At 72.0% G+C, this 26,451-nt stretch carries 22 protein-coding genes; 9 read left to right on the top strand and 13 right to left on the bottom strand.

The features are described from left to right. Positions 1-10 precede the first annotated feature (10 nt). Positions 11-1,753 carry a pyruvate dehydrogenase gene (locus ACFY1J_RS06620; RefSeq protein ID WP_390707270.1) on the bottom strand — a complete coding sequence of 581 codons (1,743 nt, stop codon included), beginning with the start codon at positions 1,751-1,753 and terminating at the stop codon, positions 11-13. Between the two features lie 115 nt (positions 1,754-1,868). Beyond that, positions 1,869-3,263, bottom strand: a complete 1,395-nt coding sequence (locus ACFY1J_RS06615; RefSeq protein ID WP_390730786.1) for a protein phosphatase 2C domain-containing protein — start codon at positions 3,261-3,263, stop codon at positions 1,869-1,871. A gap of 318 nt (positions 3,264-3,581) precedes the next feature. Between ACFY1J_RS06615 and ACFY1J_RS06610 the strand changes: the two genes are divergently transcribed. Both ACFY1J_RS06610 and ACFY1J_RS06605 read left to right on the top strand, forming a co-directional pair. Continuing rightward, positions 3,582-4,568, top strand: coding sequence for a helix-turn-helix domain-containing protein (locus ACFY1J_RS06610; RefSeq protein WP_390707272.1), 987 nt, complete (start codon positions 3,582-3,584; stop codon positions 4,566-4,568). A 48-nt stretch (positions 4,569-4,616) separates the two neighbouring features. Then, positions 4,617-5,099: a DUF456 domain-containing protein gene (locus ACFY1J_RS06605; protein WP_390707273.1), complete on the top strand. Its 483-nt coding sequence runs from the start codon at positions 4,617-4,619 to the stop codon at positions 5,097-5,099. Between the two features lie 4 nt (positions 5,100-5,103). On the opposite strand, the gene ACFY1J_RS06600 is transcribed toward ACFY1J_RS06605, so the two are convergent. Then, a complete protein-coding gene (locus tag ACFY1J_RS06600) occupies positions 5,104-6,300 on the bottom strand; it encodes an SGNH/GDSL hydrolase family protein (protein ID WP_390707274.1) in 1,197 nt (398 codons plus the stop codon). Positions 6,301-6,491: 191 nt separating this feature from the next. On the opposite strand from ACFY1J_RS06600, the gene ACFY1J_RS06595 reads away from it, so the two are divergent. Further along, positions 6,492-6,869 (top strand): PPOX class F420-dependent oxidoreductase, encoded by a 378-nt coding sequence (locus tag ACFY1J_RS06595; protein ID WP_390707275.1) that lies wholly within the window; start codon positions 6,492-6,494, stop codon positions 6,867-6,869. On the opposite strand, the gene ACFY1J_RS06590 is transcribed toward ACFY1J_RS06595, so the two are convergent. The 3 genes from ACFY1J_RS06590 to rsgA form a co-directional block, all read right to left on the bottom strand. Continuing rightward, a complete protein-coding gene (locus ACFY1J_RS06590) occupies positions 6,866-7,360 on the bottom strand; it encodes a methylated-DNA--[protein]-cysteine S-methyltransferase (protein WP_390707276.1) in 495 nt (164 codons plus the stop codon). The two genes, ACFY1J_RS06595 and ACFY1J_RS06590, sit on opposite strands and share 4 nt — an antisense overlap. Next, entirely contained in the window at positions 7,357-8,754 is a 1,398-nt protein-coding gene (locus ACFY1J_RS06585) for an AlkA N-terminal domain-containing protein (protein WP_390707600.1), read from the bottom strand. The genes ACFY1J_RS06590 and ACFY1J_RS06585 overlap by 4 nt, the downstream gene beginning before the upstream one ends. 130 nt (positions 8,755-8,884) lie before the next feature. Then, positions 8,885-9,976: a ribosome small subunit-dependent GTPase A gene (gene rsgA / locus ACFY1J_RS06580; RefSeq protein WP_390707277.1), complete on the bottom strand. Its 1,092-nt coding sequence runs from the start codon at positions 9,974-9,976 to the stop codon at positions 8,885-8,887. A 440-nt stretch (positions 9,977-10,416) separates the two neighbouring features. Between rsgA and ACFY1J_RS06575 the strand changes: the two genes are divergently transcribed. The 3 genes from ACFY1J_RS06575 (at position 10,417) to ACFY1J_RS06565 (ending at position 13,193) form a co-directional block, all read left to right on the top strand. Next, positions 10,417-10,620: a cold-shock protein gene (locus ACFY1J_RS06575; protein WP_031161015.1), complete on the top strand. Its 204-nt coding sequence runs from the start codon at positions 10,417-10,419 to the stop codon at positions 10,618-10,620. Positions 10,621-10,707: 87 nt separating this feature from the next. Beyond that, a complete protein-coding gene (locus ACFY1J_RS06570) occupies positions 10,708-12,297 on the top strand; it encodes a DEAD/DEAH box helicase (RefSeq protein ID WP_390707278.1) in 1,590 nt (529 codons plus the stop codon). Between the two features lie 173 nt (positions 12,298-12,470). Further along, positions 12,471-13,193, top strand: coding sequence for a Crp/Fnr family transcriptional regulator (locus tag ACFY1J_RS06565; protein ID WP_390707279.1), 723 nt, complete (start codon positions 12,471-12,473; stop codon positions 13,191-13,193). Between the two features lie 16 nt (positions 13,194-13,209). Here ACFY1J_RS06565 and ACFY1J_RS06560 read toward each other — a convergent pair whose 3' ends face one another. The 6 genes from ACFY1J_RS06560 to ACFY1J_RS06535 form a co-directional block, all read right to left on the bottom strand. Then, the gene (locus tag ACFY1J_RS06560; RefSeq protein WP_390707280.1) at positions 13,210-13,698 is read right to left on the bottom strand and encodes a hypothetical protein; all 489 of its coding nucleotides are present in this window, start codon (positions 13,696-13,698) and stop codon (positions 13,210-13,212) included. A 3-nt stretch (positions 13,699-13,701) separates the two neighbouring features. Continuing rightward, positions 13,702-14,736 (bottom strand): hypothetical protein, encoded by a 1,035-nt coding sequence (locus ACFY1J_RS06555; protein ID WP_390707281.1) that lies wholly within the window; start codon positions 14,734-14,736, stop codon positions 13,702-13,704. Further along, the gene (locus ACFY1J_RS06550; protein ID WP_390707282.1) at positions 14,736-16,691 is read right to left on the bottom strand and encodes a dynamin family protein; all 1,956 of its coding nucleotides are present in this window, start codon (positions 16,689-16,691) and stop codon (positions 14,736-14,738) included. The genes ACFY1J_RS06555 and ACFY1J_RS06550 overlap by 1 nt, the downstream gene beginning before the upstream one ends. A gap of 17 nt (positions 16,692-16,708) precedes the next feature. Then, the gene (locus ACFY1J_RS06545; protein ID WP_390707283.1) at positions 16,709-18,523 is read right to left on the bottom strand and encodes a dynamin family protein; all 1,815 of its coding nucleotides are present in this window, start codon (positions 18,521-18,523) and stop codon (positions 16,709-16,711) included. 4 nt (positions 18,524-18,527) lie between these two features. Continuing rightward, positions 18,528-20,471 carry a dynamin family protein gene (locus tag ACFY1J_RS06540; protein WP_390730785.1) on the bottom strand — a complete coding sequence of 648 codons (1,944 nt, stop codon included), beginning with the start codon at positions 20,469-20,471 and terminating at the stop codon, positions 18,528-18,530. A gap of 123 nt (positions 20,472-20,594) precedes the next feature. Further along, positions 20,595-21,602: a LacI family DNA-binding transcriptional regulator gene (locus ACFY1J_RS06535; RefSeq protein ID WP_390730784.1), complete on the bottom strand. Its 1,008-nt coding sequence runs from the start codon at positions 21,600-21,602 to the stop codon at positions 20,595-20,597. Between the two features lie 105 nt (positions 21,603-21,707). On the opposite strand from ACFY1J_RS06535, the gene ACFY1J_RS06530 reads away from it, so the two are divergent. Genes ACFY1J_RS06530 through ACFY1J_RS06520 form a run of 3 tightly spaced genes read left to right on the top strand, consistent with a single transcriptional unit; the run spans position 21,708 to position 24,615 of the window. Beyond that, positions 21,708-22,529: an ATP-binding cassette domain-containing protein gene (locus ACFY1J_RS06530; protein WP_390730783.1), complete on the top strand. Its 822-nt coding sequence runs from the start codon at positions 21,708-21,710 to the stop codon at positions 22,527-22,529. Continuing rightward, the gene (locus ACFY1J_RS06525) at positions 22,526-23,587 is read left to right on the top strand and encodes an ABC transporter permease (protein WP_390730782.1); all 1,062 of its coding nucleotides are present in this window, start codon (positions 22,526-22,528) and stop codon (positions 23,585-23,587) included. The genes ACFY1J_RS06530 and ACFY1J_RS06525 overlap by 4 nt, the downstream gene beginning before the upstream one ends. Positions 23,588-23,622: 35 nt before the next feature. Then, positions 23,623-24,615: an ABC transporter substrate-binding protein gene (locus tag ACFY1J_RS06520; RefSeq protein ID WP_390707288.1), complete on the top strand. Its 993-nt coding sequence runs from the start codon at positions 23,623-23,625 to the stop codon at positions 24,613-24,615. Positions 24,616-24,702: 87 nt separating this feature from the next. Here the strand turns inward: ACFY1J_RS06520 and ACFY1J_RS06515 are convergent, their stop codons facing one another. After that, positions 24,703-26,190, bottom strand: coding sequence for a cellulose-binding domain-containing protein (locus tag ACFY1J_RS06515; RefSeq protein WP_390707289.1), 1,488 nt, complete (start codon positions 26,188-26,190; stop codon positions 24,703-24,705). Between the last annotated feature and the right edge of the window lie 261 nt (positions 26,191-26,451).

The raw sequence follows: 26,451 nt of genomic DNA, 5'->3' as shown, positions 1-26,451 counted from the left end.
GAGCAACCCGTCAGGGCCGGGGCACGTTCCGCAGGTTGGACCGGGCCATCTGCACCATGCGCCCCACCCCGCCGTCCAGCACCATCTTCGACGCGGACAGGGCGAACCCCTTGACCATCTCGGCCTTGATCTTGGGCGGGATGGACAGGGCGTTGGGGTCGGTGACGATGTCGACGAGGGCCGGCCCGGGGTGCTTGAAGGCGTCCCTCAGGGAACCGGCGAGTTGCTTGGGCTTCTCGACCCGGATCCCGAAGGCACCGCAGGCACGGGCCACGGCGGCGAAGTCCGGGTTGGTGGTGGCCGTTCCGTACGGGGGCAGCCCGGCGACCAGCATCTCCAACTCGACCATGCTCAGGGAGGAGTTGTTGAACAGCACGACCTTCACCGGCAGGTCGTACTGCACCAGGGTCAGGAAGTCGCCCATCAGCATGGAGAACCCGCCGTCCCCGGACATCGACACGACCTGCCGGCCCCGGTCGGTGAACTGCGCCCCGATCGCCATCGGCAGCGCGTTCGCCATCGAGCCGTGCGAGAACGAACCGATGACCCGGCGGCGGCCGTTGGGCGAGATGTAGCGGGCCGCCCAGACGTTGCACATCCCGGTGTCGACCGTGAACACCGCGTCCTCGGCCGCGAGTTCGTCGAGCACGGAGGCCACGTACTCAGGATGGATCGGGACGTGCTTCTCCACCTTCCGGGTGTAGGCCTTGACCACACCCTCCAGCGCGTCCGCGTGCTTCTTCAGCATCCGGTCGAGGAAGCGCCGGTCGTCCTTGGGCCGCACCCGCGGGGTGAGACAGCGCAGCGTCTCGCGCACATCGCCCCACACGGCGAGGTCGAGGCGGGAGCGGCGGCCGAGCACCTCGGGCCGCACGTCGACCTGGACGATGGCGACGTCGTCGGGCAGGAACGCGTTGTACGGAAAGTCGGTGCCGAGCAGGATCAGCAGATCGCACTCGTGGGTGGCCTCGTAGGCGGCGCCGTAGCCGAGCAGACCGCTCATGCCGACGTCGTACGGGTTGTCGTACTGGATCCACTCCTTGCCGCGCAGCGCGTGGCCCACCGGGGACTTGATCTTCCCCGCGAACTCCATCACCTCGGGGTGCGCGCCCGCCGTGCCGCTGCCGCAGAACAGGGTGACCCTCTCGGCCCTGTCGATCATCTCCACGAGCCGGTCGATCTCGGCGTCGCCCGGGCGCACCGAGGGCCGGGAGGTGACCAGGGCGGTCTCGGCGGTCTTGTCCGGGGCGGGTTCGTCGGCGATGTCGCCGGGCAGGGACACCACGCTCACGCCGCGCTGCCCGACCGCGTGCTGGATCGCGGTCTGCAGCAGCCGGGGCATCTGTTTGGGGCTGGAGATCAGCTCGCTGTAGTGACTGCACTCGCTGAACAGCCGGTCGGGGTGGGTCTCCTGGAAGTAGCCGAGGCCGATCTCACTGGACGGGATCTGCGAGGCGAGGGCGAGCACCGGGGCCATGGAGCGGTGGGCGTCGTACAGGCCGTTGATGAGGTGCAGATTGCCCGGGCCGCAGGAGCCGGCGCAGGCCGCCAGCTTCCCGGTGATCTGTGCCTCCGCGCCCGCCGCGAAGGCCGCCGTCTCCTCGTGCCGTACGTGGATCCAGTCGATGGCGGAGTTGCGGCGGACGGCGTCGACGACCGGGTTGAGGCTGTCGCCGACGACGCCGTACATGCGGCGTACGCCGGCGCGGACGAGGATGTCGACGAACTGCTCGGCGACGTTCTGCTTGGCCATGGCTCTCGCGTGCCCCTTCGTCTCCGGAGTAACCGTCCGGTGCCATCGGGTGCAATCGGGTGCCATCCGGTGCCGTCCGGTCTCTGCGAGATCCATGAATTCACAGGGTGCGCGGTTACGCCTCCCAGACGGCGGCCACCGTACGGTCGTCGGCGTACCCCTTCACCCGCACCTGGGTGTCCGCGAGGAACGCGGCCAGACCGGGCGGGGCGCCACGGGACCAGCGCCGGGCCAGGTAGGCGCAGAGGGCGGGCTCGCCGCGCAGCGGGTCGGCGAGCCCTCCGCTGCACATCAGCAGGGCATCGCCCGGACGGGCGACGGAGGCACGGAAGCGGAAGGGTTCGCGGGGTGGTTCGGGAGCCGGCTCGTACGGACTCGGGGGCGTCGGGATGCCCAGGTCCATGGTGAGCCGGTCGCCCTGCGGGGTCTCGGACGGCAGCGAGCCGAAGCCGACCACCGCCTCACCGGTGGTGTCGTCGGCCGTGACCCGTGGCTCGATGTCCTGCCACTCCCCGTTCCGCAGCCGGAACAGCCCGCCTTCGCCGATCCCGAAGAACACGCGTGTACGGCACTCCGGGTGGGCGGGCAGCAGCAGACAGCGCAGGGTCGCCGAGTACTCCTCCGGGTCGATGCCCTGCTCGGCGGCGCTGGCGCGGAGCTTGCCGAGGCTGCGGTCGGTGAGCCGGTGCAGGCCGGACTTCAGGTCACCGCGCCGGGCGGCCCGGATGTCCTCGCCGAGCCGCTGATGGCTGCGTCCGACGGCCCGCCCGATCAACTGACAGGCCTCGGCCGCCGCCCGGTGTGCCCCCGGCGTGGCCCGCGCGCCGGTCGCCAGGGCCACGAGGATCAGCGCCTGCTCCCCCGACCCGAACCGCGCGGTGAGCAACGAGTCGCGGCGCGGCTCCCCCCGGTACCGCGCGGAGTCCCCCCGCACGGACACGGCCCGCAGTGTGCACGCCCCGTACCGGGCGCCGTCGAGCACCGTGTCCGCGACCAGATCGTCCAGCTCGTCGGGATCGGCGACGGGCAACGCGGTGGGTTCGGCGTCATAGGTGGGCGGCCCGGATCCGACGTAGTCGACGGTTGCGGAGGGCGGCGGTACGACGGGCAGATCGAGCTGAGTGGCGGCAGGGGCACCCTGCCGGGCGTCTGGTGCGCCGTCCGGCAAGTCCCTGAAGCCCGGGGGCTTGGGGCCCGGTGGGAACGTCGCGGGGCCCTCGGGTGCCTCGGGCGGCGGCTCCCAGGGGGCGCGCTGCCGTGGGGGTCCCTCGTCCGGCGCGGTGGGCGCGCGTTGCGGCGGGACCGTGGACTCCACGGCGGGGGGCGCGTCCGAGGAGCCGTCCCCCGTCGCGCCACCCGATCGTGGGTCCACCGTGTCCGCCGCCGAGGCGAACCGGTCGTCCAGGGAGTCGGCCGTGGCCGTGGGCCCGGCGTCGTCGGTGGAGTCGTCGTACAGCTGCCCCCACCAGTCGTCCTCATGACGGGTGGGCCTACCCCCCTGCTGGCTCATGCCCCTAATTGTCCACCGCACGGGCCGTATGAAAACGGGGCATCCCGAAAAACCGGCGCACCTGCCGGCCGCGCACGCCGTACCGAGGGACGCGGCGAACTGCCGTACGAGGCAAGGCGATACGCGCAACGCCGCCGGGCGGCCCCACCCCCCACGGGAGGACCGCCCGGCGACACCGTTGATCAACTGATCGGTGACGCCACCTTGGCAGGGTGACCGTCGGTACGGCGATGATGTGCCGAGGCGGGATTGCGCCGTGGCCGGTTTCCGCCATGGCCGCCCGTGTCACGGCTTGTCTCAGGGGAGGGGCGAGGGCTGATGCTCGCGGCGATAGGGCTGGACGAGACGCACGAGTCGGCGTACCGGGCACTCGTGTCCGTGGGCGCCGCCGACGTGGCCGATCTCGCCCGGCGCCTGACACTGGCCGAGCACGACACCGAGCGCGCCCTGCGCCGACTGGAGCGGCACGGCCTCGCGGCGCAGTCCTCGGCCCGCCCCGGCCGCTGGGTCGCCGCACCCCCGGGCGTGGCGCTGGGCGCGCTGCTCACCCAGCAGCGGCACGAACTGGAGAAGGCCGAGCTGGCGGCGGCCCTGCTCGCCGAGGAGTACCGCGCGGCGGCCGCGGAGCCCGCGGTGCACGACCTGGTCGAGGTGGTGACCGGCGCGTCCGCGGTCACCCAGCGCTTCCTCCAGCTCCAGCTCGGCGCGAGCGAGGAGGTCTGCGCGCTGGTCACCGGCAACCCGGCCGTCGTCTCCGGCATGGACAACGACGCCGAGGAGCAGGCCGCCGGACGCGGGGTCCGCTACCGGGTGGTCGTCGAGCGGGCCGTGCTCGACCGGCCGGACGGCATCACGGAGCTGACCACGGCACTGGGCCGCGGCGAGCGGGTACGGGTGGTGGACCGGGTGCCGACCAAGCTGGTGGTCGCCGACCGCACGCTGGCCATGGTGCCGCTCACCTCGCACACCGGCGAACCGGCCGCGCTGGTCGTGCACGCCAGCGGCCTGCTGGAACTGCTCTCGGGGCTGTTCGAGTCGGTGTGGCGGGACGCGCTGCCGCTGCGGCTGGGTGCGCAGGGGGTCGTCGAGGAGCAGCCGGACGGTCCCGACGGCACCGATCTGGAGGTGCTCTCGCTGCTGCTCGCCGGGCTGACCGACGCCAGCGTCGCCAAACAGCTCGACCTGGGCCTGCGGACCGTACAGCGACGGGTGAAGCGGCTGATGGAGCTGACCGGTGTGACGACCCGGCTGCAGCTGGGCTGGCACGCCCACGATCGGGGCTGGGTGGCCAGGGACGACCACTGACCCGGCGCTTGGCCTGCGCGGTCGCCCGGGCTCCGGCACGCTGGGCAGATGGGAGTGCCCGAGCTCCTGCTGGTCGGCCTGGTGATCGTGCTGGGCCTGTGGGGAGTGCTGGTGCCCGGGGTGCCGGGGTCGTGGCTGGTGTGGGCCGGGGTCCTGTGGTGGGCGCTGACGGATCCGCAGCCGCTGGCCTGGGGTGTCCTGGTGGGCGCCACCGCCGTACTGCTGCTCTCGCTGATGGTGCGCTGGGCGCTCCCGCCCCGGCGGCTGCGCGAGAGCGGCGCCACGCCCCGGATGGGGGTGTACGCGGGCGCCGGGGCCTTCCTCGGCTTCTTCCTGCTTCCCGTGCTGGGCGCGATCCCCGGCTTCATGGCCGGGATCTACCTCCACGAGCGACTGCGTCTGGGCCGTCATGGCGAGGCCATGGCCGCGCTGCGTACGACGATGCGCTCGGGCGGCTCCAGCCTGCTGGCGGAGCTGTTCGCCTGCCTGCTGATCGCGGGGGCGTGGCTGGGAGCGGTGATCGGGGGCTGACGCGTCAGCCGAGGACGGCCGGCTCGACGGTGTCGGCCAGCACCCGCATGCCCGCGTCGTTGAAGTGCAGATGGTCGCCCGGGTCGTAGTCGGGCCGGATCCGCTCGGGCGACGCCGGGTCGCGGACGACGGCGTCGAGGTCGACCACCGCGTCGAAGACACCGCCGGTGCGGATGAGAGCGTTGACCTTCTGCCGTACCGCCTCACGGGCCGCCGTGAAGGCGGAGTAGCCGCCGTAGGGCGTGAGGGTCGCGCCGACGACCCGGATGCCGTGGGCGTGCGAGCGGGTCACGATCTCGCGGTACGCCTCCACGAAGGCGACCGGGTCGCTCGCCTCCGGTGAGCCCTTGATGTCGTTGATGCCCTCAAGGACGATCAGCGCGCGCACCCCGGCCCGGGACAGCGCGTCGGCGTCGAGCCGGGACAGGGCGCTGGGCCCGACTCCGTCCCGCAGGAGGCGGTTGCCGGCGATGCCCGCGTTGAGGACGCCCAGCCGGCGGCCCTGGAGGCGTTCGGCAAGCCGGTCGGGCCAGCGGTGATTGGCGTCAGTGGTGGAGCCGTTGCCATCGGTGAGGGAGTCCCCGAAGGCGACGACACTGCCGGCGGCCGTGCCGCGCACGTCCACGCCGGTGACGTAGTACCAGTAGCGGGTCTTGGCCGAGTAGGCCGCGCCGTCCTCGTCGGCGGCCCACTGCTCGCCCTGCGCGGCCACATAGCTGGTCTGGAGGGCCGTGCGGTGGTACGTCGCGGGGCCCGAGTCGGCCGGCGTGAAGACCGTGACCAGCAGATCGGCGGCGGCCGGCACGGCCAGCGGCACCGGGTCGGTGAGCACGTCCCAGCCCGGCGGCACGCTGACGGACTCGGCCCCGCTGAACGTGGCGACACGCATCGAACCGGCCACGGCCACCGGACCGCCGCCCGCCCGCCGCAGGGCGACCGTGACCGCGCCCAGCGTCAGGGGCACTGTGCCGAACCGGTTGCTGAGCCTGATGCGCACAGCTGTCCCACCGACACTGGTGTGCACGACGTTGCGAATGGCGGCACCGGGAAGCGCGGGAGCGGTCCCCGAGGGGGCGGTCTCCCAGGTGCCGGTCCAGACGGACGCCGGCCCGGGAGCCGCGTCGGCCGTCGCAGTCGGCGCGGCGGCGCCGAAGGACAGCAGCAGTAGCAGCAGTGCGAGAACCCGCCCGGCCTTGACCATGTGTCCGCCCGCCCTTCCCCGTCGCCCGCTGGAGGCGACGGTGACACACGGGCGCGACAGGACGACGGAACGCCACCGCGGAAACCACCCGCACGGCCCAGCCGGGCCGTTCCGGACCAGGCCGACGGCCCTAGGGGTTCTGGGGCGATGTGCCGATGTGCCGGGCGGGGCGGGCGTGTTCGACTGGTGCCATGACCGGATTCAGCGAGGCCGAGCGGGCATATCTGGCGTCACAGCGGCTGGGACGACTGGCCACCGTCGACGCACACGGGCAGCCGCAGGCGAACCCCGTGGGCTTCTTCCCGCAGGACGACGGGACGATCCTGATCGGCGGCCGCTCGATGGGTACCACCAAGAAGTGGCGCAACCTCCGGGAGAACCCGAAGGTCGCGCTGGTCGTGGACGACATCGTCAGCACGCGGCCGTGGAAGGTCCGCGGCGTCGACATTCGCGGGGAGGCCGAACTCCTCGTCGGCCCGCACGACTTGGGCCCGTACATGAGCGAGGAGGTCATCCGCGTCCATCCGCGCCGGATCATCAGCTGGGGCCTGGAGGACGACGGGGCCTAGGCTCCCGCCGGGCCGAGCGCCCCCTCCATCGTGAGCAGCCACACCTTCCGGTCGAGGCCGCCCGCGTAGCCGGTCAGGGAGCCGTCCGCGCCGATCACCCGGTGGCACGGGCGGACGACCAGCAGTGGGTTGGCGCCGATCGCGCCGCCGACGGCCCGTACGGCGGCCCGGGAGGCGCCGATCCGTGCGGCGATCTCGCCGTACGTCGTGGTCGCGCCGTACGGGACGGAGTCGAGCGCGGCCCAGACCCGCTCCCGGAACTCGGTGCCCGGGCTGCGCAACTCCAGCCGGAACTCCTTGAGTTCACCGGCGAAGTAGGCGGCGAGCTGTTCGTCGGCCGCCCGGAACGGCCCGCGGTCCTGCCGCCAGTCCGCCAGGACCGTGCGGCCGCCCTTCTGCCCGGGCACGGACAGCGAGGTCAGCGCCCCGTCCGGGTCGGCGGTGAGCAGCAGCGGGCCGAGCGGCCCGTCCACCCGGGTCCAGTACGTCATCCGGACTCCAACTCCTTTTGCACACGCAGGTGTTGTACGGCGTAGGAACGCCAGGGCCGCCAGCCGTCGGGCACGTCCTCGCCCGGCGGGGCCACGTCGGGGTCGCCGAGCGCGCGGACCCGGACGGCGGCGACCACGGCCGGGTCCATACCGGGCAGGGCGAGCAGCGCCGCCTCGGTGTCGTCCCGGTCGGCGCCCGGATCGAGCCGTACGGTGCCGTCGGCGAGCGCGGCGGCCAGCGCGCCCAGGGTGCCGTGCGGCTCGGCCTCCGCGAGGACGGCGGGCTCGGGGAACAGATGGGTCAGGCTGCCGCTGGGGGCGTCCAGTGCCTTGCCGTACCGCAGGACGAGCCGCTCGGCCTCCGGCCGCCCGACCAGGGCCCGTACCGCGAACTCCGCCGGATCGACGGCGCCGGGCGAGCGCAGTCCCGGCCGGGCGGCGACCAGCGGAGCGAGCCGCTCGTCACCGCCGAGCCGCTCGTCGACTGCGTACGGATCGGCGTCGAGGTCGAACAGCCGGCGCAGCCGCTGCACGGCGGTGGTCAGGTCCCGCGGGTCGGTCAGATGCAGCCGGGCGTCGAGCCAGCCACCGGGATGCGCGGCGCTCCCCGCGCCCGGGGCGCCGGTGCGCTCCTCGACGGCGACGGTCCCGGTGCCGTACGGCAGCCGCAGCGTGCGCCGGTAGGTACGGCGGCCGGGCTCGCCGCAGGCCTCCTCGACCCCACTCACGGCCTCGCGGGCGAGCAGGTCGAAGACGGCGCCGGACTGATACGGCCCCCGGTGCGCGAGGCGCAGTGGGATCCCGGCGCCGGGGGTGGTCCGGCGCGCCCCACGATCCCGGGGCGCGGCGGCCCGTACCTCGGTCGGCGTCGAGTCGTACACGGCCCGGATCGTGTCGTTGAACTGGCGCACGCTGGCGAATCCGGCGGCGAAGGCGATCTCGGTGACCGGCAGCTCGGTGGTCTGCAGCAGCACACGCGCGGTGTGTGCGCGCTGGGCGCGGGCGAGCGCGACGGGGCCGGCGCCGAGCTCCGCGGTGAGCTGCCGCTGCACCTGCCGCGTGCTGTAGCCCAGCCGCTCGGCGAGCCCGGCGACGCCCTCCCGGTCGACCACGCCGTCCCCGATCAGCCGCATCGCCCGGCCCACCACGTCCGCCCGGACGTTCCAGTCGGCGGAGCCCGGCACGGCGTCCGGACGGCACCGCCGGCAGGCCCGGAACCCGGAGCCCTGCGCGGCGGCGGCCGTCGCGTAGAACCGCACGTTCCGCCGCTTCGGCGTCACGGCCGGGCAGCTGGGCCGGCAGTAGATCCCGGTGGTCTCGACGGCGAAGAAGAACTCCCCGTCGAACCGGGCGTCCCGGCTCCGCACGGCCTCGTACCTGGTGTCTTCGTCCATCACGCTTCCAGTGTGAGCGATGGACACCGGGCCGGGCTGGCGGATATCGGACACGCACCTGGCGGGTCCGGCCGACGCCACACCAGCCCGTCCGGTGACGGCCGCACCGGCACCGGCAGGCACCCGGGGCCTACCGCCAACGCCCCCGCTTCAGCTCCATCGCCGCCTTCCCTTCCGCCCCCTTCCGCTTCCAGTCGCGCCGCAGCTCCGCGCGGACCCGCGCATCGGTCTTGGCCACGATCCACTGGTTCTCCCGCATGAGCTTGCGGTAGCTCTCCAGCCGCCGCTGCGCCAGTTCCCCGGTGTCGACGGCGGCCAGCACCGCGCACCCGGGCTCCGACTCATGGGCGCAGTCGTGGAACCGGCAGCGCTGTGCCAGCTCCTCGATCTCGGAGAAGACCTGTCCGACCCCGGTCTCGGCGTCCCAGAGCCCGACGCCCCGCAGCCCGGGGGTGTCGATCAGCACGCCTCCGCCGGGCAGGGGGAGCAGATTGCGTGTGGTGGTCGTGTGCCGCCCCTTGCCGTCCATGTCCCGGATGGCCTGGACGTCCATCACGTCCTGTCCGACCAGCGCGTTGGCGAGTGTCGACTTGCCCGCGCCGGACTGCCCGAGCAGCACGGAGGTACCCCCGGCGGCGAGCGCCACGAGGACGTCGAGCCCCTCGCCGTACAGAGCGCTGACGGTCAGCACCGGCACACCGGGCGCGGTCGTCTCCACGTCCTGGACGAGGTGCGACAGGGCCGTCGCGTCCGGCACGAGGTCGGCCTTGGTGAGCACGACCACGGGCTGCGCCCCCGATTCCCAGGCCAGGGCCAGGAACCGTTCGATGCGGCCGAGGTCGAGTTCGGCGGCGAGCGACACGGCGACGATCGCGTGGTCGACGTTGGCGGCGAGGATCTGCCCCTCGGACCGCTTGGAGGAGGTGGAGCGCACGAAGGCGGTACGGCGCGGCAGACACGTCCGTACATAGCGCGGGTTGCCACCGGGCTCGACGGCGACCCAGTCACCGGTGCACACGACCCGCAGCGGGTCGTGCGGGGTGACGAAGGCGGTGTCCGCCCGCACGACGCCACCGGCGGTGACGACGTCGCACTGCCCTCGGTCGACGCGGACGACCCGCCCGGGCAGCAGTCCATCGGAGTCGTACGGGGCGAACTGCTCCGCCCATGCCTCGTCCCAGCCGTAGGGAGCGAGAGCGGAGAAAGCATTGCTGGAAGTCAAGGGAAACCCTTCACAAGGGCGGCCCCGGCTCCGCGCAGCTGTGCGCTGGGAGAAAGGTCAGCCGGAGGCCACGGAGGTGGAGTGGATGCTCTTCTGGTTGCGGGCAGCGCCCATCGCAGAGACAGCCATCGGTCACACCTCCCGTTCCTCACCCGGTCGACAGCGGCGGCCGGACGGCCGCCGTGTGAATCAGCCCTCACCCTAGAGCGGCACGCACCCGAGTGCCACCGATTTCCGACCCGCGCCGACCCGGCGGCCTTGCGCCCCGGCGCGCGCCTCGATGTTCCGGCACGGGCCGCCGAGCTGTGCTAGGGTTTTCGCGTTGCAGTTGTGGTACCCATGAACCTATGTGCGCCTGACGGGAATGTTTCTCCTTCGGGCGCATTATTTGTTTTTCCGGCATCTCCGGATGGGGCCTCTGCCTACAGAAGGAGAAAGTCATGGCACAGGGAACCGTGAAGTGGTTCAACGCTGAAAAGGGTTTCGGCTTCATCGCGCAGGACGGCGGCGGCCCCGACGTCTTCGCCCACTACTCGAACATTGCGACCCAGGGCTTCCGTGAGCTCCAGGAGGGCCAGCGGGTCTCCTTCGACGTCACGCAGGGCCAGAAGGGCCCGCAGGCGGAGAACATCGTCCCCGCCTGATCGCCGGACGCGTATCCGCTCACCGGGGTCCGCACCGTCATGGTGCGGACCCCGGTTTGTGCTGTTTCCAGGAAGGCAGAGAACTGCATGTCCCGCAGGTCGCAGAAGCCGAATCGGCGCGCCTCGTCACCCCCGCCGTCGGCGTCGTCGTCGAGGGAATTCCGGCTACCGGAAAGCACGACACCCGCACTGCCCGCCGTCGAGGATTTCGCCGGTATGGACATGCCCGCGGGGCTGCTGAAGACCCTCACCGCTCAAGGCGTCACCACCCCCTTCCCCATCCAGGCCGCCACGCTGCCCAATTCACTCGCCGGCCGTGACCTGCTGGGGCGGGGACGCACCGGCTCCGGCAAGACCCTCGCGTTCGGGCTGGCGCTGCTGGCCCGCACAGCCGGACTGCGCGCGCAGTCCAAGGCACCCCTCGCCCTCGTGCTGGTGCCCACCCGGGAACTCGCCCAGCAGGTGACGGACGCGCTGACCCCCTACGCGACGGCGGTGAACCTCCGGCTGGCCACCGTGGTCGGCGGACTGTCCGTCACCAAGCAGGCCAATACGCTCCGGCGTGGCGCCGAGGTGGTCGTGGCGACGCCCGGCAGGCTCAACGACCTCGTGGAACAAGGGGACTGCGTACTCGACAGCGTACGCATCACGGTGCTGGACGAAGCCGACCAGATGACCGACATGGGTTTCCTGCCGCAGATCACCAAGCTGATCCGGCAGGTACGGCCCGACGGACAGCGCATGCTCTTCTCGGCCACCCTCGACGCCAATATCGACCGCCTGGTGCAGCAGTTCCTGACCGACCCCGTGGTGCACTCCGTGGACCCGTCCGCGGGGGCGGTGACCACCATGGAGCACCACGTGCTCCACGTCCTGGACGAGACCGACAAGAAGGCCGTCACCACGCGCATCGCGGCCCGTGACGGCCGGGTCATCCTCTTCCTCGACACCAAGAGGTCCGCCGACCGGCTCGCCAAGCGGCTCCTGGCGGTCGGTGTCCGCGCGGCGGCACTGCACGGAGGCCGCTCCCAGCCGCAGCGCACCCGCACCCTGGAACAGTTCAAGAACGGCCAGGTCACCACACTGGTGGCGACGAACGTCGCGGCCCGGGGCATACACATCGACGACCTCGACCTCGTCGTGAACGTCGATCCCCCCGCCGACCACAAGGACTACCTCCACCGGGGCGGCCGCACGGCCCGCGCCGGCGGCTCGGGCAGCGTGGTCACTCTGGTCCTGCCCGACCAGAGACATGACGTCACCCGGCTCATGTCGGACGCGGGCATCCGCCCCCGTACGGCCCGCATCAAGTCGGGCGACCCGGAACTGGTCACCCTCACCGGCGCCCGCGAGCCTTCGGGCGTGCCCGTCACCATCGAGGTCCCCCAGCCGATGACACCGACGGCGTCCCGCCCGGACCGGAAGACCGGCACCGAGCGCGGCAGACGGTCCGGCCGCCGACGCCGAAACGGCGACGGGTCCGGAGCGACGACAGGTGCTGCCACCAGGGGTGACACCTCCGCATCCGGCAAGGATGCCCGCGGATCCCGCCGACGAGCGGCGGCCGGCGGAGCCACGGGCGGAGCTGCCGGCACCGGCGGCCGTAGCTCCGGCGGCCGCGGCTCCGACCGCCGAGGCTCCGACCGCCGAGACGGCCGCCGCACCTCGGCCACCTAGCGCGGCATCAGGCACCACGCACGCCGGTACCACATCATGTGCGGGGCGAACGGCCCCGACCGAAAAGTCACACCAAAACACCCAACTTCTGGGCGCAGCACGGAAGTCGGGGACACAATGCGTGACAGGCGGCATCTTGGCCAAAAACCAACGGCGATGCGAAGGGCCCCGTCATGACATCAACCGCTGCGCGCACCGGGCCCGCTCCCCGGCCGGTGGAAGGCCGCTGGCCGGAGGCCAGCCTGCTGGGCGGACTCTGCGTGGAGACGCGCAATCAGCTGATCGGACTCGGGCGGCCGGTGCGCTTCGAGGGCGGTGAGCGATTACTGCGCGAGGGCGAGTACGGCTCGCACGTCTTCCTGCTGCTGAGCGGCTGGTTCAAGGTGCTGGCCACGACGGAGGACGACCGGGAGGCGCTGATGGCGGTCCGGTCCGGTGGTGACATCGTCGGCGAACTGGCCTGTTTCGACGCGCAGCCACGCGTTGCCACGGTCGTGGCGGCCGGAGCGGGGACGGCAAAGACCATCACCCGGCAGGAGTTCCTCGCGGCTCTCGCGCGGCACGACGACGCCGCCCAGGCCGTGATGCGCGCGGTGGCGGGCAAACTGCGCTGGGCGACCCGGCGGAGACAGGAGTTCGGGGGTTGTCCGGTGAGCACCCGGGTGGCCCGGGTACTGGGTGAGCTGACCCGGGTGTACGGCCGGCCCTGCGAGGCCGGGGTCTCGATCGGGGTGTCGCTCACCCAACCGGAGCTCGCGGCGCTGGTCGGGGCCTCCGAACCGAGCGTGCACCGGGTGCTGCGCATGCTGCGCGAGCACCGGATCATCGAGACCGGGTACCGGCGGATCCTGGTCCGGGACGTCCCCGAACTCAGCCGGATCGCCGGTACGGACTGAGGCGCCGCGCCGCTCCTCACGTCGCCCCGGCCAGCACCAGCCAGACGGCCGCCGCCACGACCATCCCGGCGACCCAGCCGACCGCGCGGGCCGTGTAGCGGTTCTTGAGCGAGGCGATCCGCGCGATGGCGTCCGCCGTCGCCCATGCCTGGACTGCCAGCCGATCGCCGGTCGCGCCGGCGTGGTCGGCGACGTCGAGTGAGAACCGGTTCGGTGCCGGGTGCCGCCCCGTGCGCGGACGGATCACCTGGACCAGCAGGTATCCCGATACGGTGAAGCCGAGCAGATACGCCAGGGTGGCGAGCCAGAAGAGCACGGCCACCGGCTCGGTCGGCGCCGGGGCACCGACCGAGCCGACCTTGGTGGCGACGACGGCCGCGAGACCGACGTGCACGGTGACCATCGTTCCGGCCTTGGCGTCGGCCTGCTGGGTGACCTGCTGGAACGAGGCCATCGCGGCGACCGCCGCCGCCAACTCCTCCGCTGCCGAGGTGTGTTCGGCCATCGCTCAGTGCCCGCCGTGGTGGAAGTGGTGGAAGTGCTGGAAGTGGTCGCCGGGGTCGTGGTGCTGCGGATCGGGGTCGTGGTCATGGTGCTGGTGCTGAACGCCATGGTGATGCGGGTCGGGGTGATGAGGATCCGGGTGGTGCGGATCCGGGTGGTGCGGATCCGGGTGGTGCGGGTCGTGGTGATACGGGTCGTGGTGGTACGGGTCCGCATGGGGAGCATCCGCATGGTGGGCGCCGTACGGACCCGTGTGGTCCGGTCCGTCGAAGTCGTCGCCCCCGCAGCCCGTACCGGCACCGGACTCCGGCAGCGCCCACTCCCGCAGCGTCTGGGTGTGAGAGACCACGGTGGCCGCGAGGTGCGCGGCGGCCAGCGCCGGAACGACGAACTCCCGCATGGCCGCGCGCCCCGGCGAGTGCCCCCAGATCACCGGCTCCTGGCTCATGTCCCTGGCGGGCGCGGACCTCGGCACGTACAGCCAGGCGTCGGCGGCGAAGTCCTTCTTCTCGGTGACCACTTCGGTCCGCCGGAAGCCGGAGGCGGGCAGCCCATGGGCCTGCTGCACGATCACGTCCCGATAGAGCTCGCTCGACACGGCGAGGGCCAGGTCGCTGTCCTCGTTGCGTTCCAGTGCGCCGCGCAGCCCGTCGGAGTCCACCAGGCGGCTGACCAGCACCACGCAGTCGCCCAGATAGCCGCTGTCGGCCCGGGAGATGGACCCCTGCCCGAGCGCGGCCCGCATCCTCATCCGGCCGAAGGCGCCGGGTGCCCGGTTCGCCTCGTACAGGCCGTCCCGTAGGCCGAGGATCAGTGCCGGGACGGCCCGTACGAGGTCGGTACGGGCCGGGAAGACCACCAGCCGTCCGTCGCCCTGCAGTTGCTGCTGGGTACGGACCCGCATGACCCGGGCGCGGCGCAGCGCGTGTTCGACGACGAGGCGGAGCCTGACCTGTGCGTCGGCCTGTTCGGTGTAGCCGTGGCGGCTGTACTGGCGCAGGTCCACGGCCATGCACAGGCGCCTGCGGTAACGGGCCATCAGAGCAACGCCAGTTCGTCGACCAGGTCGCCGAGGTCGTCACCGGCCTTGCGGAGCAGCGCGTCCAGCCGGGTCAGTTCGGCGCGGCGCTCCTCGACGGTCTCCTCGCCCTGCCGGCGGGCCTCGCGCGCGGACTCCACGCTGCGGGTCAGTTCACCGGTCCGGGCGGAGAGCCCCGCAGTCACGTCACGGGCGATCGGTTCCATGGTCGTGGTGGCGAACGCCTGGGCCGCCTCCCGGGCCTGCTTGGGCGCGGCCAGCCTGATCTGGGTGGCCATCTCGCGGCCGACGGCCTCCCGCATCCTGTTCTCCAGCCGGCCGCCGGCTTCCTTGCTCTTGATGAATCCATGGACGAGCATGCTGCCGATCAGGGTCGGGATCCCGAACGGGGTGAACATCCAGGCCATGGCGATCGCCAGGGTGATCGGCAGGGTGCGCAGCGCTTCCTTGGCTCCGAACCGGGCACCGACCATGCCGCCCGCCACTCCGCCGAGGACGAAGCCGGCCGCCCCCGAAAGGAACCTGGTGAGCGGTTGTTCCTCCTCGCGTTCCCCGGCGCGCCCGGCGTCCCGCACTCCGGTGAGGCTGATCCGCAGCTCGTCCAGACGGGCCTCGAAGGAGTTCAGCTGAGCGTTCATCCGCTCGCCGAGCTTCTCCAGGTCCTGGTGGATCACCGGCTCCAGCGAACTGCTCACCCAGTCCGCCACCTTCTGCTCGATGGCCCTCGCGGTGCCCGCGGCGATCTCCTGGGTGACCTGTTCGGCCCGCTCCGGAACCTTCAGCGGATTCATGCCGATCCTGGTCGTCAGGGGGACCTCCGCCGCGATCGCCGGAGCCTCGTCCGCCACGGACGCGAGGTAGCCGCCGAGCAGGGCTTCCACCCTGTCCTGGAGCATCCGGGTCTGGTTGCGGATGTCCAGCGAGATCTGCCGGGCCTGTACCTCCAGGTCACGCAGCGGCTGCTGGGCGGCTTCCCAGCGTCGTTCCAGGTCGGCGGACTTCGTGTCGAGCAGGGCGAGTTCGTGCGGGATGTTGCGGTCGAGCTCGCGCGCGAGGCCGCGCAGGGCACGTGCCGGAGCCAGCAGCTTGACCTTGTGACGGTCCGTCACCAGATAGCGTTCCAGGGCCTGTTCCAGATCGGCCACACCGGAGTTCTGGTAGCCGGTGGTGTCGTTGGCGATCCGGGCGCGCAGGGCGGTCCTGGCGTCGACGAAGTGGAAGCGGTTCTCGTCCCGGTCCTCGCCGCGCAGTCCGACGATGCGCTGCCGCGCCCCGGCGACCACGTCGTCCCGCTCGGTGTCCTCGATGGCGTCGAAGTACGTGAAGACGAAGAAGGGGTCGTGCGCGTCCAGGTAGGACGTGAGGAACTGCGACTCGCTGATGCTCATGGGCGCGATCGCATGCTGGAGGAAGATCACCGCGTCCGCCTTGCGCAGGTGGGTGAGGGTGATCTCGTCGCGGTTGGCGTGCTCGTTGAGGCCGGGCGAGTCGATGAGCACCACGTTGTGGCGGCACAGTTCCAGCGGCCAGATGACCTCGGCCCTGACGTAGGGGTTGCGCTGGTCGCGTTCCTTGCTGTTGACGGTGATGAGGGAGATGAGTTCCTCGGGGTGGACGGTCTCGGGTACCGCGGCGTCCTCCCGCCACAGCCGGGCGGCCGGGGGATCGCCGAACTTGACCTCGGTGATGACGGCGGTGGCGGGCGTCGCCTTGACCGGCAGCACCTGGGCACCCAGGAGGGCGTTGACGAAGGTGGACTTGCCGCGGTTGAAGTCGCCGACCACCATCACGTGGAAGGCATCGCTGTCCATCCGTTCGAGCAGGGCGGTCACGACGCCTTCCGCCCCGCTGTTGCCGATCTGCCCGGCGATCTTCCCGAGTTGCCGGCAGACCTCCATCAGCCGCAGGCGCTGGGCGTCCGCGGCGCCGTAACCCACGGCTTCCGTGGTGGTCATGGTCGTCACTCTCTCCTTCATTTCTGCAGTTCGGCCCGGATACGTACGGTCAGGGCGGCCGCCGGGCGGGCCAGGGCCGACCAGTCGACGCCGGACCCGGGCGGGGCTTCCAGCGCGGCTCGTCTGGCCTCGTGCCACACCACGCGGGACTCGCGCAGTTGGTCGAACACATCGGCGTAGAGGTCCGCGAGCAGGTCGACGGCCTGCCGCAGGAAGGCCGCCGTGCTGTCGTCGACCACGCGGACGAGTACGGCGTCGACCTCGCTGCGCCGCTGTTCGGTCGCGGACCGGATGGCGCCCTCGGCCAGCAGGCCGCCGATCAGACTGAATCCCGCGCCGTAGATCATCGGTATCGGGGCCGAACGGGCCAGCGCGATGAAGTAGCCGACGATGGCGCCGCCCTGGGCGCCGAGGCGGGTCGCGAGGCGGGTCCTGGACAGGTCGGAGATCTCGCCGGTGAGCTGTGGTTCCACGGCCGGTCCGAGCCAGGCCGGGACGGGACTCGGACAGGCTCCGGGCAGTTGCCCGGCGACCTCGGTGTCGAGCCAGTCGGTGTCGGCGGTCAGGCGGGGCAGGACGGTGCGTTCGGACCGCTGGGCGAGCAGGGACAGCTCGTGCCGCAGCCGGAAGGGCAGGTCCCGCTTCCACCAGTCACCGGGGTCCTGGGCGCGTTCCAGTTCCCAGCGCAGCCGCTCGATGAGGCCGTCGCGGTCCGTCTGGATCTGCTCGCGCAGCCGGGCCGTGAGGGCGAGTTGACGTTCCATCAGGTCGATGCGGAGCTGCTCCCACCGCTGTTCCTCCTTCTCCAGCAGTGTCCTTGCCTGCGCGGCCCGCTCGTCGGCCTCGGCCCGGGTCAGCCCGTCGGCCGCCAGGGCCTCGGCGGCGATTGCGGTCATCGCCTCGCAGTGGTCGGCGACCTGGGCGGCGATGCGCCGGTCACGCCACAGCGCCCGGCCGCTGCCCCGGGCGAACTCCGAGACGAGTGAACGCAGGGCCGCGAGCTCCGGCTCGCCGCCGCCGGGCTCCGGGGCCGGCAGCACGGGGAGGGTGCCGGGCAGGTCCTCGAGGCGCTGCTTGAGGTGTCGTACGGTCTCCTCGCGGTCCTCGGCCGCGACCAGGTCCAGCATGGTCACCACGACGGCGGTGAACGGGACATGGCGGCACAGCACCTCCTCCTGGAGGAGGCGGTGTTCGGTGCTGCTCATGGGGGACACGGCGGAGACGACGAACAGCACGGCGTCGCTGGCCGCGGCCGTGCGGCGTACTTGTTCGAACTGCTCCTCGCTGCCGGAGTTGACCCCCGGCAGGTCCACCAGCTCGATGCCCAGCTCGGTCAGCCAGGCGTCGGCCACGGCGGCGACCACGGCGGGCTCGGGCGGTGCCGGCTCGGGCTCCGCTCCGTGCGGCGGCCTCGGGGTGGGCAGGGTGCCGATGAGACCGTCCCAGGGGTTCTCGGCGTCGAGACCGCGCACTTCGTCGTGCCCGTCCGGCCAGGTGAGCCGCAGCGACTCCACCTGGGCCGCCCGGACCGTCACCGGGGCACGGGTGACCGGGCGCGGTCCCGTCGGCAGCAGGTCACGGCCGATCAGCCGGTTGATCAGGGTGGACTTGCCCCGGTTGAACTCGCCCACCACCGCAATCCGGAAGAACTGCCTTCCGCGTTCGGCGGCCAGGGCCTCCAGGGCCGTGCCGATGCGGTCCAGCCCGTAGTCCTCGGCCAGTTGACGGGCCTCGCGCAGCCAGCCGGGAGCGGCGGCGGTGACGTCGGCGACATGGGTCGTGGTGGGCGCGGGCGGCGGGGTGCCGGCGACGGGCGGGGAACCGTTGTCCATGGGGTCACTGCTCCTCGGGGTCGGGGACGGTGCGGGCGGCCTCGCCACGCAGGGCGGCGACCTCTTCGCGGCGGCGTCCGGCGCCGTCGGCGGCCTCCTCCATGGCGGCGATGCCGGCGGCGAGTTCGGCGCGCCGCCGGTCGTTCTCGGCGGTGAGGCGGACGATCTCCGCGCCCCACTCGTCGTCGTACTGCCGGCGGAGGGCGGCGATGCTGTCGGTGACGCCCGCGCGGACACGCAGCAGGGAGTCGCCGACGAGTGCTCCGATCTCCTCGTGCGCGGCGGCGATGATCGGGCGGGCCAGCTCCAGGAACTGCTCGCGGGCCGCGTCATTGCTGCGTTTGCCGATGAGCGCGCCGAGCGCGCCACCGATGACGGTGCCGATGCCGGGGGCGATCAGGCTGCCGGCCAGGGCTCCGGCCATCGCCCCGCCGCCGGTGCGCCAGTTGTCGCTGGCGCTCAGCCGGGTGCCGATCGCGGTGAGCGTCTCGTCGACGCCGGAGAGGTCGGGGGCGGGCAGGTCGGTCGCCCGCACCGCGGGTGCCTCGGGCGCGGCCCAGACCTCACCGGCCAGCCCGGCCAGGGCGCTGTACTCGGTGGTGAAGTCGCGCGCCAGTTCCTCGGCTCCGGAGGTCAGCAGCTCGCCGGCCCGGTCGGCCGCGGTCCGCACGGCCCGCTCGGCCTCCTCCCGTAAGTGGAGCCGGACGATACGGGAGACGTTTCCGGCCGCCTCGGACATGTTGCCGATCTTGTCTCCGGCGACGGCGTCGACCACCTTCGTCTCCAGCGTCGCCCGGGACGCCGCGGGAATGCCGGCCGAGGCGGCATGACTCAGCTCGCTTCCGGCCCGGTCCACGGTGCGCTGGGCCCAGGCGTCCAGAAAGGCCGGGAAGTCCGGCAGGGACAGGGCGGCCAGCCCACGCTCCGTACGGCTGAGTTCGGCACGCTGGGACTGCGCGGACTCCTCCACCGCACTGAGCAGGTCCGAGAGCAGCCCGAGCACCGTGGCCGCGATGGCGAACTGCCGTCGCTCGGTGGCCAGTTCCGCGATCCGTGCCTCGACTGCGAGGAACCTCGCGAGGTGCCCTTCCGGTTCGGGCCCGCGGGCGCCGGGCGCGGTGAGCTCCTTCAGTGCCTGCCCCGGAGCGCAGGGCAGCAGCACCGGATCACCGATGCCCAGTTCCTTCAGCCGGTTCTCGACGACCTCGACGACCTCGGCCCGTTCGTCCTCGTCGAGCAGGTCGATCTTGGTGAGTACGAACGCGCACCGGTCCTGGTGGTCCAGCAGCGGCCCGCTCAGAAAGTCCACCAGCGTCATCGACATCGCGGCGACGGCGGGCACCACGACCAGCGCCAGGTCGGCCTGCCGGGCCGCGGCCACGGCCAGCTCCCGATGCCCCCGTTCGGTCACGCTGAACCCCGGTGTGTCGAGCACCGCCGTACCGCCGCCCAGCAGGCGGACGGGCGACAGGACCTCCAAGTCCCGTACCTGCTCGGCCAATTCGGTGGTCAGCACCCGCTCCAGGGCATCCTCCAGATCGCCCGGCCGGGACGTGTGGCGCAGCCCAGTCCATTGGGCGAACGCGGCGGACGGCCACGTCAGCACGTCGTCGTCGGCCGTGCGGACCACCACGCCCTCGGCGCCGTCCCGGTGGCGCAGCACGGTCGTGGTGTGCGTGGTCACCCGGGCCGAGGAGGGCAGCAGTCGGCGCCGCAGAAAGGCGTTGAGCAGGGTGCTCTTGCCGCTGGACGCCTCGCCGAACACCGCGACCCTCAATTCCGGGTCCGCGGCGCGCGCTTCCACCGCGCGCAGGCGGTGACGCAGCGCGCTCCGGCGCTCGGCCGGGAGTCCGAGACTGTCGAGCAGGCCGCGGATCCACCGCAGGTGCCCGGCGACCGCCGAGTCCCACCGTTCCCCCGGGCCGTCCACCACCAGCTGTTTCGTCACCTCGCCAGCGTAGAAACGACTGCCGGGTCAACTTCTCATCAGACGATGGGATCGGCGCGATATGCCGAGCGACTTGCCTCGGCCGGCACCGGATCGAACAGCAACGAGACGGCCGGCACCGGATCAACGGCTGTACGGCCCCGGTATCTCCCCCGACCCCCGCGGAATCAGCCGGGTGGGCATGACGACGGTCCGCGTCGGGGAGTTGTCCCCGTGGATGCGGGCGAACAGCAGCTGAGCGGCGTTCGTCGCGAGCGCGACCGGGTCCTGGGCGATGACGGTGACCGGCGGGGTCAGCTGCGCGGCCAGGGCGAAGTCGTCGAAGCCGATGAACGCGATGCCGGGGGGCAGAACGGCCAGTGCCCCGAACGCGACGATGTCATTGCTGACCAGGACAGCCGTGGGCGGCTCCGGTGAGGAGAGGATCTCGGTGACGGCCCTGGCGGTGTCCGGGCCCGACCTCAGTCCGTGCCGGACGATCCGCGGATCGGCGTCGATGCCTCCGGCCTCCAGCGCCGCCAGATAGCCCCGGAAGCGTTCGCCCACGGTCCAGATCTCCCGCTTGTCGCCGAGGTAGGCGATGCGGCGGTGGCCGTGCGCGATCAGATGCCGGACGGCCTCCTTCACCGCGCCGTGGTTGTCCACCACCACGGCGTCCGCCTCCAGGCCGGGCGCGGCCCGGTCCACGCACACGATCTTGGTGCCGCGTGCCTGGGCCGAGCGCAGAACGCGGTGGCTACCCGCGACCGGGGTGAGGATCAGCCCGTCGACGCGGCGCGCGGTGAAGGCCGCGATGACCTCCCGTTCCCGGCGGGGGTCGTCGTGGCTGGAGCCGATGAGCACCGTGCTGCCGCGCTGCCGGGCCACGTCCTCGGCGGCGGACGCGACCGCGGCCATGAAGGGGTCGGCGACGTTGTCGACCATCAGCCCGATGGTCTGGCTCGGCCGGTCGGCGCGGCGCAACTGGCGGGCCACATCGTCGCGTTGGTAGCCGAGCCGGCGGACGGCGGCCTCCACCCGGGCGGCGGTGCGCGGCGCGACCGACGCGTCACCGTTGACGACCCGGGACACCGTCATGGCGCTGACGCCCGCCGCCGCGGCTACGTCTTTCATCGTGGGACGGCTGGCCACGCCGCGTCCTCCCGCCAAGGTCCCGTTCGTACCCGACCCTTGACGCCCACCCACGGGCCTCCCAGAATCGACGAGCTGTTAACGATACCAACCAGGAGGCACAACATGGCCTCTGCAAGGGAACCGCTTCTCTCGGCACATGGTGTGGTCAAGCGTTTCGGCCACGTCCAGGCGCTCCAGGGCGCCGATTTCACGGCATATCCCGGCGAGGTCGTCGCCCTGATCGGTGACAACGGTGCCGGCAAGTCCACTCTGGTGAACGTCCTCTCCGGCGTGATCGCCCCCGACGGCGGTGAGATACGACTGGACGGCGAGCCGGTCCGGTTCGCCGGCCCGATGGACGCGCAGCGCCTCGGGGTGGAGACCGTCTACCAGGATCTGTCGCTGGCGCCCGATCTGGACGCGGCGGCCAATCTCTACCTCGGCAGGGAGCTCCTGCGCGGGGGCCTGCTGGGGCGCATCGGCGTGCTCGACCGGCCCGCGATGCGGCGGGAGGCGGTCAAGGCGTTCGCGGAACTCGGCGTCGAACTGAAGGACGTCACGGCCGCCGTGACAACGTTGTCCGGTGGGCAGCGGCAGTCCGTCGCGGTGGCCCGCGCGGTCGCGTTCGCCAACAAGGTCATCTTCATGGACGAGCCGACCGCCGCTCTGGGTGTCGTACAGCGCGCCCGTGTCCTGGAGACCGTCCGCAGGGTCGCGGACCGCGGCATCTGCACCGTGCTGATCAGCCACAACATGCCCGAGGTGCTGTCGGTGGCGGACCGGATCGAGGTGCTGCGACTGGGCCGCCGGGTCGCCTCGTTCACGGCGGCCGGCACCACCATCGAGGAACTCGTCGGGGCCATGACCGGATCGCTGGACGGCCCCGCACAGCAGAACGCAGCCCTCGGCGCGGCCGGTGCGGCGGAATCGGAGGACGCACCATGACCGCCGACAGCAAGGAAGTCCAGCAGACCGCGCGGGTGGCGGACCCGCCCCGGTCCGCCGGCGGAGCGATCGCGGTACCGGCATGGCTGAGGCGGGCGGCCGACGTCAGCGAACTGTGGACCTTCGTGATCCTGGTGGCGCTGGTCGCGTTCTTCACCATCGCCGCGCCCGGCAAGTTCTTCACCACGTACGACCTCACCCAGATCGCCGTCAACGCGGCCATCTATCTGGTGCTCGGCGTCGGCATGACGTACGTGATCATCACCGCGGGCATCGACCTGTCGATCGGCTCGGTGCTGGTCCTGGCCGCGGTGGCGGCGGGCAAGTACAACATCAGCCATGGTGGGGCCACCTCCGGCTGGGGCACGGTGGCCGTCTGTGTCGTCATCGCCCTTGCCGTGGGCACCGCTTGGGGCGCGCTGCAGGGAGCCGTGGTGGCGACCGGGAAGGTGCCCCCGCTGATCGTGACCCTCGGCGGTCTGGGCGCGGCGCTGGGTCTGGCCGAACTCGCCACCGGCGGCCAGGATCCGGCCGGTGCGGCCTCCAACCATCTGCAGAACAGCCTGGGTTTCGGCAAGGTGCTCGGCATCCCGTGGCTGGTGGTCCTCGCCGCGGTGGTCACCGCGGTGTTCGGCGCGGTGCTGGGCGGTACGAGGTTCGGCAGCCACACCCTCGCGATCGGCTCCAATCCGACGGCCGTACGGCGTGCGGGCATTTCGGTGGGCCGGCACCTGATCAAGGTGTACGGGCTGATGGGACTGCTGGCCGGACTGGGCGCGGTGATGTGGTTGGCCTCGTACGGCACGACGTCCATCGCCGGACACTCCACCGACAACCTGAAGGTGATCACCGCGGTGGTCCTCGGCGGCACCAGCCTGTTCGGCGGGCGCGGATCGGTGCTGGGCACCGTGATCGGTGTCTTCATCCCCGCCGTGCTCACCACCGGACTGATCGTCATCGGCGTCCAGCAGTACTGGCAGGACGTCGCGGTGGGCGTCGTGCTGGTCGCGGCCGTCTACATCGACCAGATGCGCAGGAAGAGCCGGGAGCGCTCATGACCAAGGAGGACACCGTTATGTCGAGTATGCCGAGCATGCGCAACAGGCGCAGGGTGCTGGTCGCCGTGGGCGCCGTACTGGCCCTGACGGGCGCCGCCGCGTGCGGTTCGTCGGACAGCGGCGGGGGCTCGGGGTCGGCGGGAGGCGCCGCCCACAAGAAGGTCAGGCTGATCACGGGCGTGAAGAGCGACCCCTTCTACATCACCATGACCTGCGCCGCGCAGGCCGAGGCCAAGGCCAAGGGCATGGACTTCAGTGCCGACGGCTCCGCGCAGTGGGACGTGTCGGTCCAGCGTCCGCTGCTCGACTCGGTGGCGGCGTCCCGGCCCGACGGACTGCTGATCTCTCCGGTCGACACCAACGCGCTCACGCCGTCGCTCAAGCAGATCCAGTCGTCCGGGACCAAGGTCGCGCTCGTGGACACCACGGTCACCGACTCCTCGATCGGCATCACTCGTATCTCGTCCGACAACGAGAAGGGCGGACGGGTGGCCGCCGACGCGCTCGCCAAGCTGATGAACGAGAAGGGCTCGGTCATCGTCATCAGCGTGAAGCCGGGTGTCTCCACCACGGACGCCCGGATCAAGGGCTTCACCGAGGAGATGGCCAAGTACCCGGACATCAAGGTGCTGCCGACCCTCTACGACAACGACCTGCCGGCCACCGCGGCCTCGCAGATCCAGTCGACGCTGGCGGCCCATCCCGACCTGGGAGGCGCCTTCGCGGGCAACACCAACACCGGCCAGGGCATCGCCACCGGTCTCAAGCAGGCCGGTAAGCAGGGCAAGGTGAAGGTCGCCGCGTTCGACGCCGAGCCCGACGAGGTCGAGGCGCTCAAGGCGGGCACCGTGCAGGTCCTGGTCGCGCAGGATCCCGCGGCGATCGGCAGGCAGGCGGTCGATCAGCTCGCCGCGGCCTTCGAGGGCAAGAAGGTCGAGAAGTCGGTCGGCACCAGCATGGTCGCCATCACCAAGGCGAACATGAACGAGCCCGCGGTCAGCAAGTACTTCTACAAGTCGAGCTGCTGACCCGCGGACAAGGCGAGCTGCCGACCCCCGCACGGCCCACCGGGGACCCCGCACCGCGCGCGGGGTCCCCGGTGGGCCGTGGGCGTCTCAACCGTGTGTGCAGGCGCTCCCGTTCAGTGTGAACCCGTACGGCGGGGAGTTCTTGCCGCTCCAGGAGCCGACGAAGCCGAAGGAGAGGGTGCCGTGTGCGGCGACCGACTTGTTGTAGTCGGCGGCGGTGGCGGTGACCCGGGAGCCGTTCTGGCTGACGGTGGCGTCCCACATCTGGCCGACCTGCTGGCCGTCGCGGAACGACCAGGACACGCGCCAGCCGCCCAGGGCCTCGGCGGTGGTCACGGTGACGGTGGCCTGGAAGCCGTTGTTCCACTCGTTCACCTGGTCGTACTCGACCCGGCAGCCGGGCCCCGCGGTGGTGGGGTGGGACGGCTCGGTGCTCTTGGACGCGGACGAGGAGGAGCCCTGGGGTTCCGGGTCGGGGTTCTTGTGGCCGGACTTGGCCGCCGCCGCCTCGGTCGCGGAGGGGGTGGTGGCGGAGGAGGCCGACGGGAGCGGGTCGGTGGACGGCAGCGAGGGGTCGAGGTCGGAGACCGGCTCACGGTCGTCGTGGGCGGCCGCGACGTCGTCGCCCGAGCCGCCGAACGGCATTATCGAGACGCCGAGCGCGATGACCGACAGCAGCATGGCGGCGGCCAGCAGGCCGTTGCGCAGGACGCGGCTGCGGCCCGCACCCTCCCTCGGGTCGCCGTTCTCCAGTTCCGCCGCCTTCGCCGGGCCGCCCGCGCCCAGCCGCACCTCGGCGGCCCGGCGGCGCCGCTCCAGATAGGCGAGGCCGCCCCAGCCGATCACTCCGCCGGCCAGCGCCGCGGGCAGTCCGCCGCCGTGCAGCCGCAGACAGGCGGCGGCCTCCGCGCACTGCACACAGGTGGCGAGGTGCCGGGAGAGGTCCTCGGGGGTGTCGGCGACGGGCGAGCGGGTGACCGCGTCGAGCAGCCGGGCGTAGCTGCGGCACTGCGCGGCCATCGGTGTGTCCAGGTGCGCGCGATGGCACCGGTCGCGGAACAGGCCGCGCACCTGGTCGAGTTCCTGGGCGGCGGCGGCCGGGTCGAGGCCCAGGCGGCGGGTCACGGCGGGCAGCGGCAGTGCCTCCACCTCGGCCAGCCACAGCAGCGACGCGTCGGCCTCCTGCATGTCCCTCAGGCCGCGCAGGGCGACCGGGCGCTGCAGGGGCGGGCCGGTGTAGCGGGTGGCCTTGTCGGAGTTGAGCCACAGCCGCAGGTCGGGGTCGAGCTTGTGGCCGAGGCCGTCGGCCTCCCAGCCGGCCGCCGTCGTGCGTACGGCGGTCAGCAGCAGCGGGATCATCGGCAGCCGGGGCGCGGGGCGGCGGCCCGCGCTGCGCACCGGTGCGGACTGGGCGGCGCGGGCCTCGCGCAGGCCGAGCGCGAACGCCTCGGTGGCCAGCTGATTGGCCGCGATGGAGCCGGACGTGCACAGGTCCGCGTAGGAGAGCACCGCGTCCCAGCACTCGGAGAACAGCGCGGCCTCGGTGGCGTCCTGGGGGGTCGGCAGGTCGGGCATGGGTCTCCTGCATCCACGAGCGAGGTCAACTCGCCATATTGGCAATGGAGTCGGGGGGAACCTCGCGGCAGGGCAGGAGCTTTTCACGTCTCCGACACAACTGACAAGCGGCCTATTCAAATCCGGTGACCGACCGTCGCGCGACCGGTTTCACTCCGTCACGCAACACCCGCTCACCATCAGTGAATTGACCGCAAGGCCGAAGTCTCCGCCCGGTACGGCGACCGCGCGTCGAGGTCGCGGACACGGTACCGGGCGAAG

This window comes from Streptomyces sp. NPDC001406 (assembly GCF_042895285.1).
GTDB lineage: Bacteria > Actinomycetota > Actinomycetes > Streptomycetales > Streptomycetaceae > Streptomyces.
This window is presented reverse-complemented; position numbering and strand designations above follow the sequence as displayed.

What these genes read in the sequence shown, in the direction of transcription:
- ACFY1J_RS06620 (WP_390707270.1), bottom strand. Translation starts at nt 1,753, where the DNA reads ATGGCCAAGCAGAACGTCGCCGAGCAGTTCGTCGACATCCTCGTCCGC.
- ACFY1J_RS06615 (WP_390730786.1), bottom strand. Translation starts at nt 3,263, where the DNA reads ATGAGCCAGCAGGGGGGTAGGCCCACCCGTCATGAGGACGACTGGTGG.
- ACFY1J_RS06610 (WP_390707272.1), top strand. Translation starts at nt 3,582, where the DNA reads ATGCTCGCGGCGATAGGGCTGGACGAGACGCACGAGTCGGCGTACCGG.
- ACFY1J_RS06605 (WP_390707273.1), top strand. Translation starts at nt 4,617, where the DNA reads ATGGGAGTGCCCGAGCTCCTGCTGGTCGGCCTGGTGATCGTGCTGGGC.
- ACFY1J_RS06600 (WP_390707274.1), bottom strand. Translation starts at nt 6,300, where the DNA reads ATGGTCAAGGCCGGGCGGGTTCTCGCACTGCTGCTACTGCTGCTGTCC.
- ACFY1J_RS06595 (WP_390707275.1), top strand. Translation starts at nt 6,492, where the DNA reads ATGACCGGATTCAGCGAGGCCGAGCGGGCATATCTGGCGTCACAGCGG.
- ACFY1J_RS06590 (WP_390707276.1), bottom strand. Translation starts at nt 7,360, where the DNA reads ATGACGTACTGGACCCGGGTGGACGGGCCGCTCGGCCCGCTGCTGCTC.
- ACFY1J_RS06585 (WP_390707600.1), bottom strand. Translation starts at nt 8,754, where the DNA reads ATGGACGAAGACACCAGGTACGAGGCCGTGCGGAGCCGGGACGCCCGG.
- ACFY1J_RS06575 (WP_031161015.1), top strand. Translation starts at nt 10,417, where the DNA reads ATGGCACAGGGAACCGTGAAGTGGTTCAACGCTGAAAAGGGTTTCGGC.
- ACFY1J_RS06570 (WP_390707278.1), top strand. Translation starts at nt 10,708, where the DNA reads ATGTCCCGCAGGTCGCAGAAGCCGAATCGGCGCGCCTCGTCACCCCCG.
- ACFY1J_RS06565 (WP_390707279.1), top strand. Translation starts at nt 12,471, where the DNA reads ATGACATCAACCGCTGCGCGCACCGGGCCCGCTCCCCGGCCGGTGGAA.
- ACFY1J_RS06560 (WP_390707280.1), bottom strand. Translation starts at nt 13,698, where the DNA reads ATGGCCGAACACACCTCGGCAGCGGAGGAGTTGGCGGCGGCGGTCGCC.
- ACFY1J_RS06555 (WP_390707281.1), bottom strand. Translation starts at nt 14,736, where the DNA reads ATGGCCCGTTACCGCAGGCGCCTGTGCATGGCCGTGGACCTGCGCCAG.
- ACFY1J_RS06550 (WP_390707282.1), bottom strand. Translation starts at nt 16,691, where the DNA reads ATGACCACCACGGAAGCCGTGGGTTACGGCGCCGCGGACGCCCAGCGC.
- ACFY1J_RS06545 (WP_390707283.1), bottom strand. Translation starts at nt 18,523, where the DNA reads ATGGACAACGGTTCCCCGCCCGTCGCCGGCACCCCGCCGCCCGCGCCC.
- ACFY1J_RS06530 (WP_390730783.1), top strand. Translation starts at nt 21,708, where the DNA reads ATGGCCTCTGCAAGGGAACCGCTTCTCTCGGCACATGGTGTGGTCAAG.
- ACFY1J_RS06525 (WP_390730782.1), top strand. Translation starts at nt 22,526, where the DNA reads ATGACCGCCGACAGCAAGGAAGTCCAGCAGACCGCGCGGGTGGCGGAC.
- ACFY1J_RS06520 (WP_390707288.1), top strand. Translation starts at nt 23,623, where the DNA reads ATGCGCAACAGGCGCAGGGTGCTGGTCGCCGTGGGCGCCGTACTGGCC.
- ACFY1J_RS06515 (WP_390707289.1), bottom strand. Translation starts at nt 26,190, where the DNA reads ATGCCCGACCTGCCGACCCCCCAGGACGCCACCGAGGCCGCGCTGTTC.